Annotated in this window: 16 protein-coding genes and 1 pseudogene; 4 read left to right on the forward strand and 13 right to left on the reverse strand. The window is 72.4% G+C overall.

Translation table 11 applies throughout. The annotated features are described in order from the left end of the window. Positions 1-57: 57 nt before the first annotated feature. The 3 genes from ABZ070_RS15980 to ABZ070_RS15990 are packed head-to-tail and all read right to left on the reverse strand — an operon-like array spanning position 58 to position 3210. On the reverse strand, positions 58-912 hold the full coding sequence (locus tag ABZ070_RS15980) for a carbohydrate ABC transporter permease (protein ID WP_356634145.1): 855 nt from the start codon (positions 910-912) through the stop codon (positions 58-60). Next, the gene (locus tag ABZ070_RS15985) at positions 906-1916 is read right to left on the reverse strand and encodes a sugar ABC transporter permease (protein ID WP_356634117.1); all 1011 of its coding nucleotides are present in this window, start codon (positions 1914-1916) and stop codon (positions 906-908) included. Before ABZ070_RS15985 ends, ABZ070_RS15980 begins: the two co-directional genes overlap by 7 nt. 19 nt (positions 1917-1935) lie before the next feature. Further along, entirely contained in the window at positions 1936-3210 is a 1275-nt protein-coding gene (locus tag ABZ070_RS15990; protein ID WP_356634119.1) for an extracellular solute-binding protein, read from the reverse strand. Between the two features lie 463 nt (positions 3211-3673). Between ABZ070_RS15990 and ABZ070_RS15995 the strand changes: the two genes are divergently transcribed. Genes ABZ070_RS15995 through ABZ070_RS16005 form a run of 3 tightly spaced genes read left to right on the forward strand, consistent with a single transcriptional unit; the run spans position 3674 to position 6705 of the window. Beyond that, complete coding sequence (locus ABZ070_RS15995) at positions 3674-4723, forward strand: LacI family DNA-binding transcriptional regulator (protein ID WP_356634121.1); 1050 nt, start codon at positions 3674-3676, stop codon at positions 4721-4723. Further along, positions 4716-5633: a carbohydrate kinase family protein gene (locus tag ABZ070_RS16000; RefSeq protein ID WP_356634123.1), complete on the forward strand. Its 918-nt coding sequence runs from the start codon at positions 4716-4718 to the stop codon at positions 5631-5633. Before ABZ070_RS15995 ends, ABZ070_RS16000 begins: the two co-directional genes overlap by 8 nt. Positions 5634-5679: 46 nt before the next feature. Beyond that, a complete protein-coding gene (locus ABZ070_RS16005) occupies positions 5680-6705 on the forward strand; it encodes a LacI family DNA-binding transcriptional regulator (protein ID WP_356634125.1) in 1026 nt (341 codons plus the stop codon). A 39-nt stretch (positions 6706-6744) separates the two neighbouring features. Here ABZ070_RS16005 and ABZ070_RS16010 read toward each other — a convergent pair whose 3' ends face one another. After that, a complete protein-coding gene (locus ABZ070_RS16010) occupies positions 6745-7554 on the reverse strand; it encodes an SDR family oxidoreductase (RefSeq protein WP_356634127.1) in 810 nt (269 codons plus the stop codon). A gap of 14 nt (positions 7555-7568) precedes the next feature. After that, positions 7569-8315: an SDR family oxidoreductase gene (locus ABZ070_RS16015; protein WP_356634129.1), complete on the reverse strand. Its 747-nt coding sequence runs from the start codon at positions 8313-8315 to the stop codon at positions 7569-7571. A gap of 434 nt (positions 8316-8749) precedes the next feature. Here ABZ070_RS16015 and ABZ070_RS16020 point away from each other — a divergent pair, with 434 nt between their 5' ends. Next, positions 8750-10069 (forward strand): MFS transporter, encoded by a 1320-nt coding sequence (locus ABZ070_RS16020; protein WP_356634147.1) that lies wholly within the window; start codon positions 8750-8752, stop codon positions 10067-10069. On the opposite strand, the gene ABZ070_RS16025 is transcribed toward ABZ070_RS16020, so the two are convergent. The 8 genes and pseudogenes from ABZ070_RS16025 to ABZ070_RS16060 form a co-directional block, all read right to left on the reverse strand. Continuing rightward, the gene (locus ABZ070_RS16025; RefSeq protein ID WP_356634131.1) at positions 10042-11115 is read right to left on the reverse strand and encodes a glycosyltransferase family 9 protein; all 1074 of its coding nucleotides are present in this window, start codon (positions 11113-11115) and stop codon (positions 10042-10044) included. The two genes, ABZ070_RS16020 and ABZ070_RS16025, sit on opposite strands and share 28 nt — an antisense overlap. Positions 11116-11138: 23 nt before the next feature. Continuing rightward, a complete protein-coding gene (gene rfaE2 / locus ABZ070_RS16030; protein WP_356634133.1) occupies positions 11139-12551 on the reverse strand; it encodes a D-glycero-beta-D-manno-heptose 1-phosphate adenylyltransferase in 1413 nt (470 codons plus the stop codon). Beyond that, entirely contained in the window at positions 12548-13204 is a 657-nt protein-coding gene (locus ABZ070_RS16035; protein WP_356634135.1) for an SIS domain-containing protein, read from the reverse strand. The genes rfaE2 and ABZ070_RS16035 overlap by 4 nt, the downstream gene beginning before the upstream one ends. A gap of 152 nt (positions 13205-13356) precedes the next feature. Beyond that, positions 13357-14640 carry a glycosyltransferase gene (locus ABZ070_RS16040; protein WP_356634137.1) on the reverse strand — a complete coding sequence of 428 codons (1284 nt, stop codon included), beginning with the start codon at positions 14638-14640 and terminating at the stop codon, positions 13357-13359. Further along, complete coding sequence (locus ABZ070_RS16045; protein WP_356634139.1) at positions 14637-15602, reverse strand: glycosyltransferase; 966 nt, start codon at positions 15600-15602, stop codon at positions 14637-14639. The genes ABZ070_RS16040 and ABZ070_RS16045 overlap by 4 nt, the downstream gene beginning before the upstream one ends. Before the next feature lie 2 nt (positions 15603-15604). Next, a complete protein-coding gene (locus ABZ070_RS16050) occupies positions 15605-16681 on the reverse strand; it encodes a glycosyltransferase family 9 protein (RefSeq protein WP_356634141.1) in 1077 nt (358 codons plus the stop codon). Further along, positions 16678-17409, reverse strand: a complete 732-nt coding sequence (locus ABZ070_RS16055; protein ID WP_356634143.1) for an HAD-IIIA family hydrolase — start codon at positions 17407-17409, stop codon at positions 16678-16680. Before ABZ070_RS16055 ends, ABZ070_RS16050 begins: the two co-directional genes overlap by 4 nt. Beyond that, positions 17406-17758, reverse strand: a pseudogene (locus ABZ070_RS16060) (transferase); the annotation flags it as partial. The pseudogene ABZ070_RS16060 and the gene ABZ070_RS16055, both read right to left, overlap by 4 nt.

Consider the following 17758-nt stretch of genomic DNA (forward strand, 5'->3'; position numbering starts at 1 on the left):
GTGCGACGCCGGCCCGGGGGTCAGGCACGGACCGGCGTCGCCGCTTCGTACGAGTGGTCAGCCCTTGACGGCACCGGCGGACATACCGGTCACCAGGTGCCGCTGGGCGAAGAGGAACACGAGTGCGGCCGGGATCGCGATGAGCACGGACGCCGCGGACATCGGGCCCCACTGGGCGCCGTACTGGTTGACGAACTTCTGCAGACCGCCCGCGAGTGTCATGTTCTCGTCCCCGACCATGAAGGCGGACGCGTAGGCGACCTCGCCCCAGGCGGTGATGAACGAGTAGAACGCCGTGACCGCGATGCCGGGCTTGGCGAGCGGCAGGATCAGGCGCCAGAAGGTGCCGAACGGGGTGAGGCCGTCGACCTGTCCCGACTCGTCGATCTCCATGGGGATCGTGTCGAAAAAGCCCTTCATCATCCAGGCGCAGAACGGCACGGCGATGGTCAGGTAGGTGATGACCAGACCCGCCGGCTCGTTGAGCAGACCCATGGACGACATGATGTTGTAGATCGGCACGATCAGGACCGCGACGGGGAACATCTGGGTGATCAGAAGGGTCCACATCAGCCCCCGCTTTCCGGGGAAGCGGAAGCGGCTGACGGCGTAGCCGGTGGTGGCGGCGATGAAGACACCGAGGAGCGTGGTCAGGCCCGCGACGAGCAGCGAGTTGGCGAACCACGTCAGGAACGGGGTGTCTTCCAGCAGCTTGGTGTAGTTCTCGAACGTCGTCTCCTTGACGAAGTCCGTCGTGGTCGCGAACTTGGCCGGCTTGATGGAGGTCAGGAAGACCCACAGCACCGGGAAGACGGCGATCACGGACGCCACCACCAGGGTGGCGTGCAGACCGAGGGAGGCGAGCGGCGAGCGGCGGCCGCGGCGGGGTGCGTTGACTGCGGTGGTCACCAGACTTCTCCCTGCTTGCGGAGGACTCGCCGGTAGACCGCGGCGAAGACCATCAGGAGGACCAGGATCAGCACGCCCCAGGTCGACGACTGGGCGAAGTCGCGAGGGCTGATCTCGAAGGAGAACTTGTACGCCTGGGTGACCAGGATCTGCGTGGCCTCGCCGGGTCCGCCCCGGGTCAGCAGGAAGATCACCGGGAACATGTTGAACGTCCAGATGGTGCTCAGCAGGATCACGGTGGTGCTGACCGAGCGCAGTCCGGGCAGGGTGATGTTGCGGAACCGCTGCCAGGCGTTCGCGCCGTCCATCTCGGCCGCCTCGTAGAGCTCGCCGGGAATGGACTGCAGGCCGCCGAGCAGGGCGACCATCATGAACGGGACGCCGAGCCAGACGTTGACGGCGATCACCGAGAACTTGGCCCAGGTCGGGTCGTTGAGCCAGGGCAGGGCGTCGATGCCGCCGCCGGCGAGGATCTGGTTGAGCAGGCCGCGGCGCTCGTCGTAGAGGAAGCGCCAGGCGAAGACGGACACGAAGCCGGGCACCGCCCAGGGCAGGATCAGCAGCATCCGGTAGAAGGAGCGGCCGGCGATGCGGCGGTTGAGCATGTTGGCCAGGCCCATGCCGAGCGCGAAGGTCACCGAGACACAGGCGACCGTCCACACCAGGGTCCAGCCGAGCGTCCCGAGGAACTGCTCACCGGTCAGCGCGTCGGCGTAGTTGTCCAGCCCCACGAACTCGTAGGTCGCGGGGATGTGGTTGACGCCGATGGTCCGCTCGACGTTCCTCTCGTTGGCGTCGGTCAGCGACAGATATATCCCGCGGAACAGCGGGTAGCCGATGATCACGCCGATCACGACCGTCACCGGGGCGACCATCGCCCAGGCGTACCAGTGTGTGGAAAGGGAGCGCCGGAGCCTGCCCTCGCGCTTGCCAGTACCGCGGCTCCGGCCGCGGGCGACGTCGCCCGCGGCCTTCACCACCGACTGGCTGCTGGTGTCCACAGCCATCAGCCGGCCAACCTTCCTGTTACTTCCAGTCCTTGAGGAGCTTGCGGTAGGCGTCACCCGTGGTCTTGACGCCCTTCTCCGGGGTGGTCTGCCCGGTGAGGACCTTCGTGTACTCGGTCACCAGCGGGGCGAAGAGGCTGCCGGTCTCCGGGATCCAGGGGCGCTCGACGGCCTTGTCGACGACCGGGCGGAAGAAGCCGACGATCTCGTTGCTCGCGACACCCGGCTGCGAGTAGACCGAGTTGCGGGTCGGGAGCAGGCTGAGCTGCTGGGCGACCTTGGCCTGGTTCTCGGCGGAGGTCATGTACTCGGTGAAGGCGTACGAGGCGTCGAGGTTCTTGGAACCCGCGTACACCGCGAGGTTGTGGCCGCCCTGCGGGGCGCCCTGGCCGGCCGAGCCGGCGGGGACCGGCGCGATGCCCAGGTTGGCCTTGTCCTTGAACTCGTTGCCCGCGTAGGTGTCGGAGACGGCCCACGGGCCGTTGATCATCATGGCGACCTTGCCGTCCTTGAAGGCGGCCTGCATGTTGTCCCAGCCGTTGGTGGCGTCGGTGATCGCCGCCTTGGAGTCGACCAGGTCCTTGACGACCTTCATCGCCTTGACGCCCTCGGCGTTGTCGACGGTGACCTTCTTGGCCTTGGCGTCGACCAGGTCGCCGCCCTCGCCGTACAGGAAGGAGAGGAACCAGTAGGCGTCGTCGCCGCGCAGGTAGAGGCCGGTCTTGCCGGTCTTGTCCTTGATCTTGGTGGAGACGCTCTTCAGCTCGTCGATGGTCTTGGGGACCTCGACACTGGCCTCCTTGAAGATCTTCTTGTTGTAGAAGATGCCCATGGAGTCGATGACCTGCGGCACCGCGTAGGTCTTGCCGTTGTACTTGGTGGAAGCCGCGGCCTGCTTGAGGAAGTCGTCCTCGTTCTTCAGCGCGGCGGTGCCGTCGAGCGGCGCGAGGTAACCGAGGTCGGCGAACTCGGGGGTCCAGGCGACCTCGGAGCGGATGACGTCGGGGGCACCGGAACCGGACTGCGCGGCGTTCTTGAACTTGTTCTGCGCCTCACCGAACGGCACGTTGACGTACTTGACGGTGACCTTCGGGTGCAGCTTGGTGAAGTCCTCGGCCAGCTTCTTGAAGACCTTGTCCTCGCTGCCGACCGTGGAGGTGTCCCACCACGTGACCGTGCCGCTGAGCTCGCCCGAGCTCTTCTTGCCGGCGTCGCCGCCGTCGTTTCCACCGCACGCCGTCGCCGAGAGGGCCATCGCCGCTACCAGCGCAGTGGCCGCTATGCCACGCCGCATGTGAACTCCTTCAACTGAGCCCGGAAGGGCGGAGACGAAGACCTGCCTCCTGCCGTCCGCTCCCTCGCGGTGCCGGGTTGCCAGGAACGTAACAGGGCTGAAAACCATCGGAAAGACCTTGCGGCAAATTTCTGCAAGGACGGGTGATCGTTACATCCGCGTGTCCTGAGAGTTGCCGAAGGATCGCTTGACACCCTGTCCCCGCAGCGGACAGGCCCCAGGGTGCGCAGGTACCGGGGGCCGCGGCAAGCGCTCCGCAAGGCCTTGCAGCGATGTGACGCGACTCATGGGGTGCGGCTTCCTTCCCGGCCTTCTTGGACCCGGTCGCGCCGGCAGCGCCGGTCTTCTCGCGCCACCCTTCTCCCGGCGGTCCGGAGCCCCTCGTCCGCACATGCCGGGATGGACCCGTCGAAGCGGGGCACCTGGTGGGCAATCCGACGCACGCCCGGTACAGTCCACTCCCATGACCGCGCGGCTCGCCGACATCGCAGCCCAGGCGGGGGTCAGTGAAGCCACAGTCAGCCGCGTGCTCAACGGCAAGCCCGGTGTGGCCGCGGCCACCCGTGAGTCAGTCCTTGCCGCCCTGGACGTACTCGGCTACGAACGGCCCGTTCGGCTGCGGCAGCGCAGCGCGGGACTCGTGGGGCTGATAACCCCGGAGCTGGACAACCCGATCTTCCCCGCCCTCGCCCAGGTCATCGGCCAGGCGCTGACGCGCCAGGGCTACACCCCGGTGCTCGCCACCCAGACCCCGGGCGGATCCACCGAGGACGAACTCACCGAAATGCTGGTGGACCGGGGCGTCTCCGGCATCATCTTCGTCTCCGGGCTGCACGCCGACACCACGGCCGACACGGAGCGCTACGACCAACTGCGCGCCAAGGGCGTCCCCTACGTCCTGGTCAACGGCTTCTCGCCCAAGGTCCAGGCGCCCTTCGTCTCGCCCGACGACCGGGCCGCGATGCAGCTGGCCGTCACCCACCTCGCCTCGCTCGGGCACACCCGCATCGGCCTCGCGCTCGGCCCCAGGCGGTTCGTCCCCGTCCTGCGCAAGATCGAGGGCTTCCAGCAGGCCATGGAAGACCGGCTCGGGCTCCCGCCCGAACAGTCGCAGGAGCTGATCCAGCACTCCCTCTACACGCTGGAGGGCGGCCAGGCCGCCGCGGCCGGGCTGATCGCCAAGGGCTGCACCGCGATCGCGTGCGCCAGCGACATGATGGCGCTCGGCGCCATCCGGGCCGCCCGGCAGCAGGGGCTTCACGTCCCGAAGGACATCTCGGTGGTCGGCTTCGACGACTCGCCGCTCATAGCGTTCACCGATCCGCCGCTGACCACCATCCGCCAGCCGGTGCAGGCGATGGGGCAGGCGTCGGTGCGTGCCCTGCTGGAGGAGATAGGGGGCACACCCGCCCCGCACAGCGAGTTCGTGTTCATGCCGGAGCTGGTGGTCCGCGGTTCGACCGCTTCGGTGCCCGGACGGACCACGAGCCGGGGACGGGCCGACCATGAGTGAGCCGTCGTACGACATGCTGGTCGTCGGAGGCACCGGCGTGGACACGGTCGTGCGCGTCGACGCGCTCGAAGTGCCGCCGGGCGACTCGGTGTTCGTGCCCCCGGTGCACGACTACGTGGGGCACACCGGCAACGGAGTGGCGCTGGGCTGCCACGCTCTCGGGCTCGCCACCAAGTTCATCGACTTCCTGGGCGACGACATCCAGGGCAAGGCCGTGCTCGCCGCGTACGCGGAGCGGGGCCTGGACTTCAGCCATGTCCACAGCCCGCACGGCACGCCGCGCGGAGTCAACCTCGTCGACCCGCAGGGCCGCCGCTTCTCCTTCTACGACGGCCGCCACCCGGCGGACCTCCGGCTGCCCCGCGCTTTCTACCTGCCGTACCTGGAACGCGCCCGGCACGTCCATCTCTCGATCGTGGGCCACAACCGCGACATGTACGACGACATCCACCGGCTCGGGATCACCAGCTCCACCGACCTGCACGACTGGGACGGCCGCAACCCCCACCACCGCGACTACGCCCTCGCCTCCGACTACGTCTTCCTGAGCGCCGCGGCCATTCACGACCGGCTCGACGAGGTGCTGCACACGATCCTCGACGAGGGCCGCGCACGGCTCGTCGTGGCGACGGACGGCGCGGCCGGCTGCCACATGCTGGTACGCGGGGAGGCGAAGTCGCGCCACTTCCCGGCGGTGCGGCCCGAGCGTCCGGTCGTCGACAGCAACGGCGCGGGGGACGCGTTCGTCACCGCCTTCCTGCACGCGCTGTCAGAAGGACGCGCGGTGGAGGAGTGTGTGCTCGCGGGCTCGGTGTCTGGGGCCTTCGCCTGCGCGTCCGCGGGCACCCACACCGAGTTCATCGATGTGCCGGGGCTGCGCGCCGCGTGCTCGCGGGCGGCCCACCGGTAAGAGGAGCATCGGAAGGTACCGGCGTACCCCTCACCGGAGGTCAGTCATGGCAGCAGCGGGCCGCTTCGGCCAGCCCACACTCGAGCAGGTGGCCGCGCGTGCGGGTGTCGGGCGCGGCACCGTGTCGCGGGTGATCAACCACTCCCCCGGCGTCCGCGACTCCACCCGGCACGCCGTCGAAGCGGCCATCGCCGAACTGGGCTACGTCCCGAACCACGCGGCCCGCGCTCTGGCCGGCAGCCGCACCGACGCGGTGACCCTGGTCGTCCCGGAGACGGAGAAGCGGTTCTTCACCGAGCCCTACTTCTCCGAGATCATCCACGGCGTCGGCGTCGGCCTCGCGGACACCGAGCTCCAGCTGCTGCTGACCCTGGTGCGCACCGAGCGGGAACGCACCCGCTTCCTCCAGTACGCGAAGGCACGCCGGATCGACGGCGTCCTGCTCGTATCCGTGCACCGCGACGACCCGCTGCCGGACCAGCTCCTCGAGATGGGCATGCCGACCGTCCTGGGCGGTCGCCGCACCGAAGCCGAGCCGGTCCCCTACGTGGACTCCGACAACGCCGGCGGCGCGCGGCTCGCCGTGCGCCACCTGGCCGCCGCCGGCCGCCGCCGGATCGCCACCATCACGGGACGTTCCGACATGTACGTCGCCCAGTGCAGGCTGCGCGGTTACGAGGAGGCGGTCCGCGACGCGTGCGAGGACTTCGACCCCTCGTGGGTCGCGGCCGGTGATTTCACCGAGGAGAGCGGACGCCACGCCATGCGGGAGCTGCTGCGGCAGAACCCCGGCCTCGACGCGGTGTTCGCCGCGTCCGACGTCATGGCCGCCGGTGCGCTGCACACGCTGCGGGCCGCGGGGCGCAGAGTGCCCGACGACGTCGCCGTCATCGGCTTCGACGACTCCCCGCTCGCCCAGCACACCGACCCGCAGCTCACCACGGTCCGGCAGCCCGTGGAGGAGATGGGCAGCGCCATGGCGCGCGTCCTGCTCGACCGGATGGCGGACCCCGGCGCCGCACCGGCCAACGTGGTGCTCCGCACCGAACTGGTACGCAGAGGCACTGCCTAGCCTGCCGGTTCCCCTACCCGAAACCGTACGGAACCCGCCTCAGGGACGGCGCCAGGAGTCGTCGCCGAGGTGGGATCCGGCCATGGGGCCCATACGCAGCATCCCGCCGTCGACCGACCACGACGCCCCGGTCACATAGGCGGCGTCCGCCCCTGCCAGGAACGCGATCACCGCCGCGACCTCGCGCGCGTCACCGGGGCGGCGCAGCGGGATGCCGGGACGGTCGGCGGCGTGCACGTTCTCGTCCTCCTGGCCGGTCATGGGGGTCGCGATCTCGCCCGGCGCGACGGAGTTGACGGTGATGCCGTACTCGGCGAGTTCGAGCGCCATCACCTGGGTGAGCAGACCCAGCCCGCCCTTGGCCGCGCAGTAGGGCGCGGCGCCGACCCGCGGCTGGTGCTCGTGGACCGAGGTGACGTTGACGATCCGGCCCCCGTCCCCCTGCTCGATCATTCGGCGGGCCGCCCGCTGGCCGCACAGGAACGGTCCGATCAGATCCACGTCGACGACCTGGCGGACCGTGTCGAGACCGAGCTCGAGGAAGGGCGTGGCGGTGCCGGTGCCCGCGTTGTTGACGAGCACGTCCACCCGGCCCAGTTCCTCGGCGAGCCGGTCGACCACATCGGCGGCGTCGGGCAGGACCGTGAGGTCCATCCGGGCGACAGCTGCACGGCGGCCGTGGCCACGTACCTCCTCGGCCGTGGCCTCCGCGCCGTCACGGTCGGTGTGGAAGGTGATCCCGACGTCCATGCCGGCGGCTGCGAGCCGGGTGGCCGTGGCCCGTCCGATGCCGGAGTCGGAGCCGGTGACGATGGCGACGGGCGCAGGCCCGCCCTGCGAAGAGTGCATGGGACTTCCTGTCGTCAGGGCCATGAGGGTTCCTTGCGCGGCACCACGACCAGCTCGGAGACGGCGCTGGTGTCCGGGACCGACAGCGCGTACAGGACGGTGTCGGCGACGACGTCGGGGCTCTGCAGCAGGGAGAGATCGGCGTCCGGGAAGCGGTCGAGGATGAACGGGGTGGCCATTCCGCCCGCGATGACACCGGTCACGCCGATTCCCGGGCAGTCGCGCTGCGCCTCCTGGAACAGCGTGTGGGTGAAGGCTCGCAGGCCCGACTTGCCCGCGGCGTACGGACCCGCCTCGGTCCACGTCCGGTTGGCCGCGGTGGAGAGGATGTTGACGATGTGACCGCCGCCACGGGCGACCATCCGGCGGTAGGTCTCCAGGCAGAGGAACATCGGCCCGAGCAGATTGGTGGTGATCACCCGGGTCACCTCCTCGGCCGTGAGGTGCTCGATCGGCTTGCAGACGTCGACGGCCGCGTTGTTGACCAGGAGGTCGACCCGTCCGCCGGACTCCTCCAGCTCATGGAAGACGTCCGCGACCGCGTCGGCGTCCGTCACGTCCAACTCGACGAAGGCCGCCCTGCCACCGGAGCGGGCGATGTCCTCGCACAGCTCCTCCGACAGGTCCTTGCGTACGTCCGCGACCAGCACGGACGCTCCCGCACCGGCCAGCCTGCGGGTGATCGACGCTCCCAGCCCGCGCGCTCCGCCGGTCACCAGGGCCTGTCTGCCGTCAAGGTCGACCTGCACTCCGCTGCCCAATGCTCTGCCTTCCGTCCGTGCCGGTTCGGCGGCGACGCCCGGTTCCGCTGACGTGGCGTCGGCTCGGCGGGTACCCGGTTCCGCCGCACCGAGTCCACTGTGACCCGCGCAACCCCGTACGGCACTTGGAGCATCCGCCGTCCGGCGGCGCGCGGATGCTGTGAGCAAACCCACCAGCAGTGCGCGATCCCAACGGGCGCAAGGGCTTGCGGCTCCCGTGGCCGCGTGTGGCGCATCAAGTGGCCCCGCTCACCGGGAACCGTCTGCCACGATGGTCAGCGCCATGATCCGGTGGAGCGGCCGCGCAGTGCAGCCGGTGTTCCGAGCTTCCGCCGCATTCCACCCCATGGGTCCCGTGGGCCTCGTCACCCGAGTACTTCATCGTGTCTTCTTCCTCTTCCCCCTCCGGCGCCGGCCGGCTCGCGCAGCGCTTCCTGGGCGACCACTCGCCGTGGCGCTGCCTCAAGTACCCGAGCATGCGCTGGTGGTCCGTCGCGAACTTCGTGTCGAACGCCGGTACTTGGATGCAGCTCACGGTGCAGAACCTGCTGGTGCTCCAGATCACCGGATCCGCCGCGGCGACCGGCCTGTCGATGTCCGTGCAGGCGGCGCCCGGTCTGCTGATGAGCCTGGCCGGCGGCGCTGCCGTCGACCGGTGGCCCCGCAAACTGACCGCCGCGGTGAGCCAGGCGCTGCTCGGTGCCGTCGCGTTCCTGACGGCGTTCCTCGTTGCGGCGGACCATCTGAACCTGGGTGTACTGATGGCGCTGGCCGCCGTCACGGGGGTCATCGCCACCGTCGACGGCCCGGCCTGCGCCCTCCTCGGCAACGACCTCGTCCGCACCGAGGACGTGCCCTCCGCGATCGGCGTCGGTTCCCTGGTGCACAACGCGGGCCGGCTGGCCGGTGCCGGGCTCGCCGGTGTGACCGTGGGGTTCCTCGGCACGGCGGCCGCCTACACGGCGAACGGTGTCTCCTTCCTCTTCGTCGCCGCGGTCATCCCGTTCCTGCGTCCGGTGGCCGGTGCGGTTCGCGCACGCGCCGGGCGCCGGGACTCCGAACCCGTGAGGCCCGTCCCGTCCAGGAAGGCCGCTGCCGGCGAGGACATGAGCATGCGCGAGGGGCTCAGGTACTTCGCGCGCAGGCCGCGGCTGGTCGCGCTCGCGGGGATCACCGGCCTCAGTGCGGTCCTCGGGCGGAACTACCAGCTCACCCTGGCCGTGCTCGTCGTGGGACCGCTCGCGGGCGGCGCCGGCGCGTTCGGGACCGTCTCGACCGTGCTCGCCGTCGGCGGCATCCTCGGCGCCGTGCTCGGAGCCCGGCTGCGCAGGCCGTCCGTACGGCTCGTGGGCATGCTGGCGGCCGCGGGCGGGGTCCTGCAGATCGTCGCCGGCCTGTCACCCTCGCTCGCCGTGCTGCTGGTCGTCGTGCTTCCGATGGCCGTCGTGGAGTCGGTCTCCGACACCGCGGGGACGACCGTCCTGCAGACCGACCCGCCCGCGCACATGCGCGGCCGTGTCCTCGGCGTCTGGGGCAGCGTCAAGACCCTGTGGGGTCTCGCGGGGCCGCCCGCGCTCGGGCTCCTCATGGAGCTGGCCGGTGCGCGCGGCGCACTGGTGGCCGGCGGCCTGCTGGTCGCCGGTGCGATCGGGGCGGGTTACGTCCTGCGCGAGCGCCGGGTCGCCCGGCCGGTCGTCGTACGTACCGAGGAGCCCGGCCTCGCGGGTCAGCCGGGTCTGACCACGGCTGCCTGACCCGTACGGGGCGGGGGGCCGTCCCCGGTCACCGGCAGGGTGCGCACCGCCTCCAGCACCTCGTCGACGGTGATCCGCAGCAGCCGCTCGTCCGGCCGGTCGCCGTGGGCGTCGCCCGGGCGCGGCGGGTCGTCGGCGTCGGGATGCCACAGCACCCGGTGCCGGGCCCGGTCCGGCGGCCCCCACAGACGCGGTGCCACGGGACCGAACAGTGTGACGGACGGTGTGCCGAGCGCCGTCGCCAGATGGGCGAGGCCGGTGTCCCCCACGACCACACAGTGTGCTTCGGCGACGAGTGCGGTGAGCAGGTCGAACGGCACGTCGCCGCGCGACCCGCCGAGGACCGCGTCGTGCGGCAGCCCCGCTCTCGCCGCCACCCACGCCGCCAGGCGCTCCTCGGCCGCCCCGGCCGTCACCACGACGCGATGCCCGGCGCTGTGCAGCTCCCGCGCCACGGCGGCGAACCGTTCGGCCGGCCAGCAGCGGGCGACGGCGTCGGCGCCGGGATGCACGACCACGGCCCGGGGTGCCGGTGAGCGCGTCGCCGGCCTGGGGATGGACACGTCCGCCGGATCGGCGGCCAGGCCGTACCAGCGCAGCAGCCGGCACCAGCGGTGGCGCTCGTGCTCGTCCTCCTGCCACACGGGGCCGTCCGGATCCGCGTAGGCGTAGAGACGGCGCGGGTTCAGCCGGGCGAGCAGCAGACGGCTCTCGGGACCGTTGCCGTGCAGGTCCACGGCAACGTCGGGCGGGGGACCGTCCCAGTCGAGCGCGGTGGGCACGGCCCGGCCGGGGGCAGAGGCGGGCAGCAGCCGGTCCACCAGCCCCGTCGCCCCGGCGGCCGCCGCGAGCCGCCCGGGCGCGGCCAGCACGATGTCGTGACCGGACAGCCCTCGCCGCAGGGCCCGGAGCGCGGGCACGGCGGCGAGCAGATCACCGAGGCCGAGGGCCCGCAGCACCAGGACCCGCGGGCGGAGGGGGGCGTTCTGCGGGCACGGTCGCCCGGGGGGACGCGGCTGCCCGACGCTGTCGGCGTTCGACGTCATCAGGGGCTCTCCTGGGTGGGCGGTCAGCGCCGCGGCGCCCGTAGGACCGTCGCGGACTCGGCCGCACGGCGGGCCAGCAGCGTGGTGGAGCGGCCGTCGAGGTAGGGCAGGACGACGGCCTGGCCTCCCCAGGCGCATACGACCTCGGCCTCCGGAAGATCTTCCACCGAGTAGTCGCCGCCTTTCACCCACACGTCCGGCCGCAGCCGGCTGAGCAGCGCTGTCGGGGTGTCCTCCTCGAAGACGGCGACGGCGTCGACGCTGCCGAGACCGGCGAGGACCCTGGTCCGGTCCTCCACCGGATTGAGGGGGCGGCCCGGCCCCTTGCGGCGGGTGATCGACTCGTCGGAGTTGACGCACACGATCAGACAGTCGCCGATGCGCCGGGCGTTCTCCAGCAGCCCCACGTGACCGGCGTGCAGCAGGTCGAAGCAGCCACCGGTGGCGACCACCGTGCCGCCGTGGGCCCGGACCCGTTCCGCCAGGGCGAACGGGTCCTGCTCGCCGGCCTGCACCGGATGGGCCGGGGTCGTCGTACGCCACAGCTTCGGGTTGCCCGCGCCACCGGCCGCCACGAAGGAGGCAGCCCGGGCGACGGCCCGCTGTACGGCCTCCTCCGGCAGGGCGCCGTCGGCCAGTTCGGCGGCCGTGGCGGCGGCGAAGCAGTCGCCGGCGCCGCAGGTGTCGCCGACCGCCCGGTACGGGGCGGGGACGAGCATCGGCGTGCCGTCACCCGGGCGGGTGAGCAGGACGCCCCGCTCCCCGAGGGTGACGGCGACGGTCGCCGCCTGCCAGCGCTCCGCCAGTTCGCGGCCGCGTTCGGCGAAGTCGCGCAGGGAGCGGCCCGCCTCTGCTGTCGGTTCGCCGGTCAGTGCCGAGACCTCCGCGGCGTTGGGCGTGACGATCCGGGCACCGGGCACAGGCGGGTCCCCCTTGGGATGGGGATCCCACACCAGGGGCGCGCGCCGGGCGGCGGCCACCAGGTGCTCCCGGACGGTGCTCGCCGTGTGGCGCCCGTAGTCGGCGACGAGGACGGCTTGGGCCCGGGCCAGTGCCTCGCGCACCACGTCGTCAGGTTCGCCGGGCGTGCCGCCACCGCGGTCGATCCGTACGAGCGGACGACCGCCCGCCATCACGCGCGTCTTGACGGGCAGGGTGCCGTCGAGCGGCACCTCCACCAGCCGGACCCTGCCGCGCAGCGCGCAGCGGACGGCCTCGCTGGCCGGGTCGTCCCCCAGCGCGGTGACGAGAACCACCTCGCGCCCGCCCTGCGCGGCGAGCACCGCGGCGAGCCCCGCCCCGCCGGGACGCCGGAGGTCGCTCCGTACGTCGACGACCGGGGCGGGGGCGTCGGGGGCGAGCCGGTCGGCGACACCGTCGACGTCCTCGTCGAGCACCACGTCCCCGACGACCACCAGCGGTTTGCGCTCCTTCATGACATCCTCCGGCGCGCGGCGGCGGCCTGGGTCGCCGCCGCTCCGGGGGCGCGCCGCACGGCCGGAGCCGGGGTGGCGATCGCCCGGTCGAAGGCTGCGCAGAGCAGATGGACGGCGACCAGGTGGGCCTCCTGCACGGTGGCGGAGGAGTCGGCGTCGATGCACAGTGCCTCGTCGGCCGCCTCCGCCAGGGGGTTGGGCCGTCGTCCGGTCATCGCCCATACGCGCAGGCCGGCAGCCCGGCCCGTCTCCGCGGCGCCGATCAGGTTGGCACTGCGGCCGGACGTGGAAAGCAGGAGGAGCACGTCGCCGGGGCGGCCGTGCGCCGCGACCTGGCGGGCGTAGACGTGGTCGAATCCGTAGTCGTTGCCGATGGCGGTCACACTGGACGTTTCCGCGTGCAGGGCGATGGCCGAGTGTGCGGGCCGCTCGTCACGGTAGCGGCCGACGAGTTCGGCGGTCAGATGCTGGGCCTGGGCGGCACTGCCGCCGTTGCCGGCTGCGAGCAGACGTCCGCCGACGGGCAGGACCGCGGCGAGGTGGCCGCCCCACTCGGAGACCTGTCCCAGGCTCTGCCGGCGGAACCGGCCGAGCGCGTCCTGAAGCGACTGGCAGTGCCGGTGCGCGGCCTCGGTTGCAAGGGGTTCGTCCATGCTGGTCGGGTGCACCGCGTCCCGGGGGACGGCGGCCTGACCCGCACCTCCTTCGAACGTCGGTCTCTACGGGCGTCGGTACTGCGGTCGTCGCATGCGGTCCGGCTGCTGTGGTCGGGCGTGCGGCGGTCGGGGGATGCGAGGTGCGGCGCTCAGTTCACCCCCGCCGCCCGGTATCCGCCGGCGACCCGGACAAGGGCGGGCCGGTCGGCCAGGACGCCGAGGTACACGGCTTCCGTGGCGGCGGCGACGCGCTCCCAGCCGAACCGGCTCAGCACCCGCCGACGGCCGGCCGCTCCACAGGCGTCCCGCGCGGCCGGATCGGCGAGCAGGTCGGCCACCGCGCGGGCGAGGGCCTCCGGGTCGCGGGGCGGCACCAGCCGCCCCGTGGCGGGGTCGGCGACGGTGTCGAGCTGACCACCGACCGCGGTGGCGACGACCGGTCTGCCGCAGGCCATGGCCTCCAGCGGGACGATGCCGAAGGGCTCGTAGTCGCCGGGGCACAGCACCACGTCCGCGCTGCGCAGTAGCGGTGCCACGTCCTCCCCCGCCACGCCGCCGGTGAAGCGGACCCGGTCGGCGACGCCCAGACCGTGGGCGAGGTCGCGCAGCCGGCGGACCTCGCGGTCCTCGTCGAGCCGGTCCGACGGCGGGCCGCCGACAACGAGGAGCTCGACGCCGGGCAGCCGGGTCAGCGCGGTGATGGAGAGGGCCGCGCCCTTGCGGGGCACCAGCCGGCCGAGCTGGATCAGCCGGTGCGGGTGCGCGCCGCGTTCGGCGACGGGCCCCTGCGGTGTGAACGCGCCGGTGTCGACGCCGCACGGCACGACGCTCACCTTGTCGGAGGAGATGCCCATGGCGGCCAGTTCCCTGACCTCGTCACGGCAGGTGGCGACGATCCGGTCGCAGCCGACACCGACCTCCTTCTCACAGGTGATGCGGGCCGGCGGGCTCGTGTCCGCGTGCCTCTGGTTCCTGCGCTTGACTGTGCCGAGGGCGTGGTACGTGTGCAGCAGCGGCAGCCGCGTCTCCCGTACGGCGTGGAGCGCGGCGAGGCCGGACATCCAGAAGTGCGAGTGCACCAGATCGGGCGGATGGGCCTGCCACTCACGTGCCAGGTGCCGGCCGAAGCCCAGCATGTGGGGCAGGAGTTCGTCCTTCGGTATCTCCTCGGGCGGGCCCGCGGGAACATGGCGGACGCCGACGCCGGTACGCAGTCGCACCAGGTCCGGCAGATCGCGCGCGTCGCGTCGCGTGTAGACGGTGACCTGATGGCCGCGGTCGGCGAGGGCACCCGCCAGCCTCGCGACATGGACGTTCTGGCCGCCGGCGTCCTCACCGCCGAGGGCGGCGAGCGGGCTGGCGTGCTCGGAGACGAGCGCGATCGACAGCGCATCCGTACGGATCGGATCGCGGTGAACATCGCCGTAGGTCATGAGCGCACCTCCGTCATCAGGCGCTCCCAGTCGTCCAGGAAGCGTTTGAGCCCGTAGCGCTGGAGCGCCGCCTGGCGGGCGCGCGCGCCGTCCTCCGCCGCCGCTTCCGGATCTTCGAGATACCGACGAGCAGCCAGCGCGAGGACCTCGGGCCGGGTGGACAGGGTTCCGGTACCGGGTGGGATCGCCTCGACGGCCTCCGTGGTGGCGAGGGCGACGACCGGCATGCCCAGGTGCATGGCCTCCAGGAGGGAGAGGCCCAGGGAGGTCCAGCGCACCGGGTGCAGATAGAGGCGGCGGTCCGCCATGGCGCCGTGCAGTTCGTGCTGGGGCAGATCGGCGGTGCGGCAGCGGTCCTGCGGCAGGCCGAGGTGCTCCGCGAGTCCCTGGGTGCGCATGCCGAACACGTCCAGCGGGGCGGCCTCGGCCAGCGCCGGCAGCAGATCGGTGCCGGTGTGACGGCCTCTGCGCACGGGCTCGTTGACGACGACCGCGGCGCGCGCGAGACGGCCGGTGTAGAGGTGACCGGGATCGACGATGCCGTGTTCGATCACTTCGGTACGGGTGGTGCCGCAGTCCCAGAACAGCCGGTTGAAGTGGGTGACGTGCACCACGGTGAGGTCGTCGCGGTCCGCACAGGGGTGCCGTGTTCTCGGCACATCACCGTCGGGGGCGTTGTGCTCGAGGTAGACGGCCGGTATGTCGCGGCCGGGACGCCTCCCGCCGAGCCACCGCTCGGCGAGCTCCAGCTCGTGCGGCCGCTGGAGGACGACGAGGTCGACGGACGCGTCGCGCAGTTGCTCCGGTGTCGCCTCACGCACCGAGTCGGGCCATGTGAAGGTGCGCGCGCGCCCGAGCCCGTTCTGATCGCGGCCGGGCGTGACGGGAACCAGGTACGTGTGAGGGCCCTGGACGAACGCGGTCGTCCAGGAGCCGTGCACATGCCACAGCAGGATGTTCATCGTCACGCTCCTTCTTCCGTTTCTGTTGCGACGGCATCCGCGTCTGCGGTGGACGGGCGGTGGGCTCCGAGGGAGGCCACCGCGGCAAGCACCTCTGCATTGCCGACCCCGTCGAGGCAGGGGTGCCCCGGGACGGGACAGCTGCGGGCCCTGCTCCCGGCGCACACAGCGCTCTGGTCGCCGAGCAGCACGTGCGGCACGTTGTACGGGCGCCAGCGCTCCGACGGGACCACGGGCGCGAACAGGCAGGCGACCGGCGTTCCGACAGCGGCGGCGAGGTGCCCCGGCCCGGTGTTGCCGACCACGGCGACCCGCGCCCCGGCCAGAACGCCGGCCAGTTGGTGAAGGTCCGTCATGCCACCGAGGTCGAGCGCGTGGTCCGCCGCGACCGTCGCGGTCAGCTCCTTCTCCGCCCGGCCGCCGGTCACCACGACACGGTGTCCGGCGGCGGAGAGCGCGGCAGCGGCACGGGCAGCCCTGTCCGGACTCCAGGCGCGGGCGGGGACGGCGGCGCCCGGGTGCAGCACCACGTACGGCTCCGGCCCGGTCAATTGGACGGTCTCGGGCGGCGCCAAGATGCGCAGCGCGCCGTCGTCGCCGGGCGGCAGGGCGAAGCCCGAGTCCAGGGCGAGGTCAAGAGCGGCGAGGGCCTCGTGGCGGTGGGGCTGCCGATGGTGTCGCAGATCGAGCAGCGCGCCGGGGTAGTCCTCACTGTCGGCCGCGGTCCAGCCGATGCCCGCGAGCTTGAGGATAAGGGCGATCGGCAGCGGGCTCTGGTGGTCGGAGACCAGGATCAGCGCCCGGTCGAAGCGGCCGGCCCCGAGCGTCTCCAGCAGCCGCTGCGTCGCTTCGTACGACACCGGCACGGGCTCGAGCCCGACCCACGGCGCCTCGTGGACGAGGATTTCGTCGACGCCGGGCAGAAGGTGTGCGGCGTGCACGCCGAGGGGCCCGCAGAGCACGGCGGTGTGCGCGGAACCGGCCGCGACGGCGCGAATGGCGGGCCCGGCCAGCAGCACGTCACCAGCACTGTCCAGGCGAACGACCAGGGTTCGGGGCAGCGCCCGGGTGCCGCTCATCGCCGCTCCTGGACGACGGGTCGCGAGGTGACGCTGCCCGCCGCCGTCGGCTCCTGCGCCCCGGCCGTCCGGGCCACCGGGTTGCGGCACCGGGCGGTGGGGTCCAGCACCAGCCGTACCGCCCGGAGCAGGTCGGGGGCGGTGTCCGGGGCCGTGGTGACCTCTTCCGGGCGGGTGACCGGTGTGGGCACGAGGACCCCGCGGGCTCCCGCGGCGAGGGCGGCCGCCACGTCGGCGCCGATGTCGCCGATGACGGCGGTGCGCGCCGGGGAGACGCCCAGTCGCTCGCACGCGGCGAGCACGAGTCCCGGCGCGGGCTTGCGGCACACGCAGCCGTCGGCGGGTCCGTGCGGGCAGACCGCCCAGACGGCGAACGGTCCGAGGAGCGAGTCGATCCTGTGCTGCACCGCCGCTACTTGACGGAACGTCACATAGCCGCGGGCGACGCCCGACTGGTTGCTGACGACGCCCACGGGTATCCCGAGTGCGCGGACCGCGTCGAGGGCCTCCCGCGCGGACGGCATCGGCACGACGCGCGCGGGGTCGCCGTTGTAGGGGACATCGGCGACGAGGGTGCCGTCGCGGTCGAAGAGGACCGCGTCCGGCAGGCCCGCCGCGTCCGGCGGTGGCGCAGTGGCCCGCCGGAGGACCGGACCCTGGAACAGCCAGGGTCCGCTGCCGCGTTGCTCCGATTCCCTGACCGTCCGTGCCGCGAAGGAGCCGGTCATGGCAGCACCCGCTCCGGGACCGGCTGTCCGCCGGGGCGCGGGGCCACGGCCGGCGCGGGCGGGGACAGGGGCGGGGTACGCCGGTGGCGCAGCTGTGCGCCAAGCCAGTGCCAGGTCGCCACCGGCGGGATGAGCGCGCTGGTGAGCGCCATCGAGACGATCTCGTCGCGGGTCCTGGGGCCCGGTGCGATCCGGGCCCAGGCGAACTCGGCGGTCCCGGCCAGCCAGAGCGCGGCGCAGGCCGAGGCCGCGACGGGCCGGGCCGCGGCGGCGCACGACAGTGCGGCCGCGGCGCCCGCGGGGACCGTGTGGGGGGGGGGGTGGGGCGCCCCTGGGGCGGCCGGCCGCG

It is taken from the genome of Streptomyces sp. NPDC006283 (assembly GCF_040613325.1).
Classification (GTDB): Bacteria; Actinomycetota; Actinomycetes; order Streptomycetales; family Streptomycetaceae; genus Streptomyces.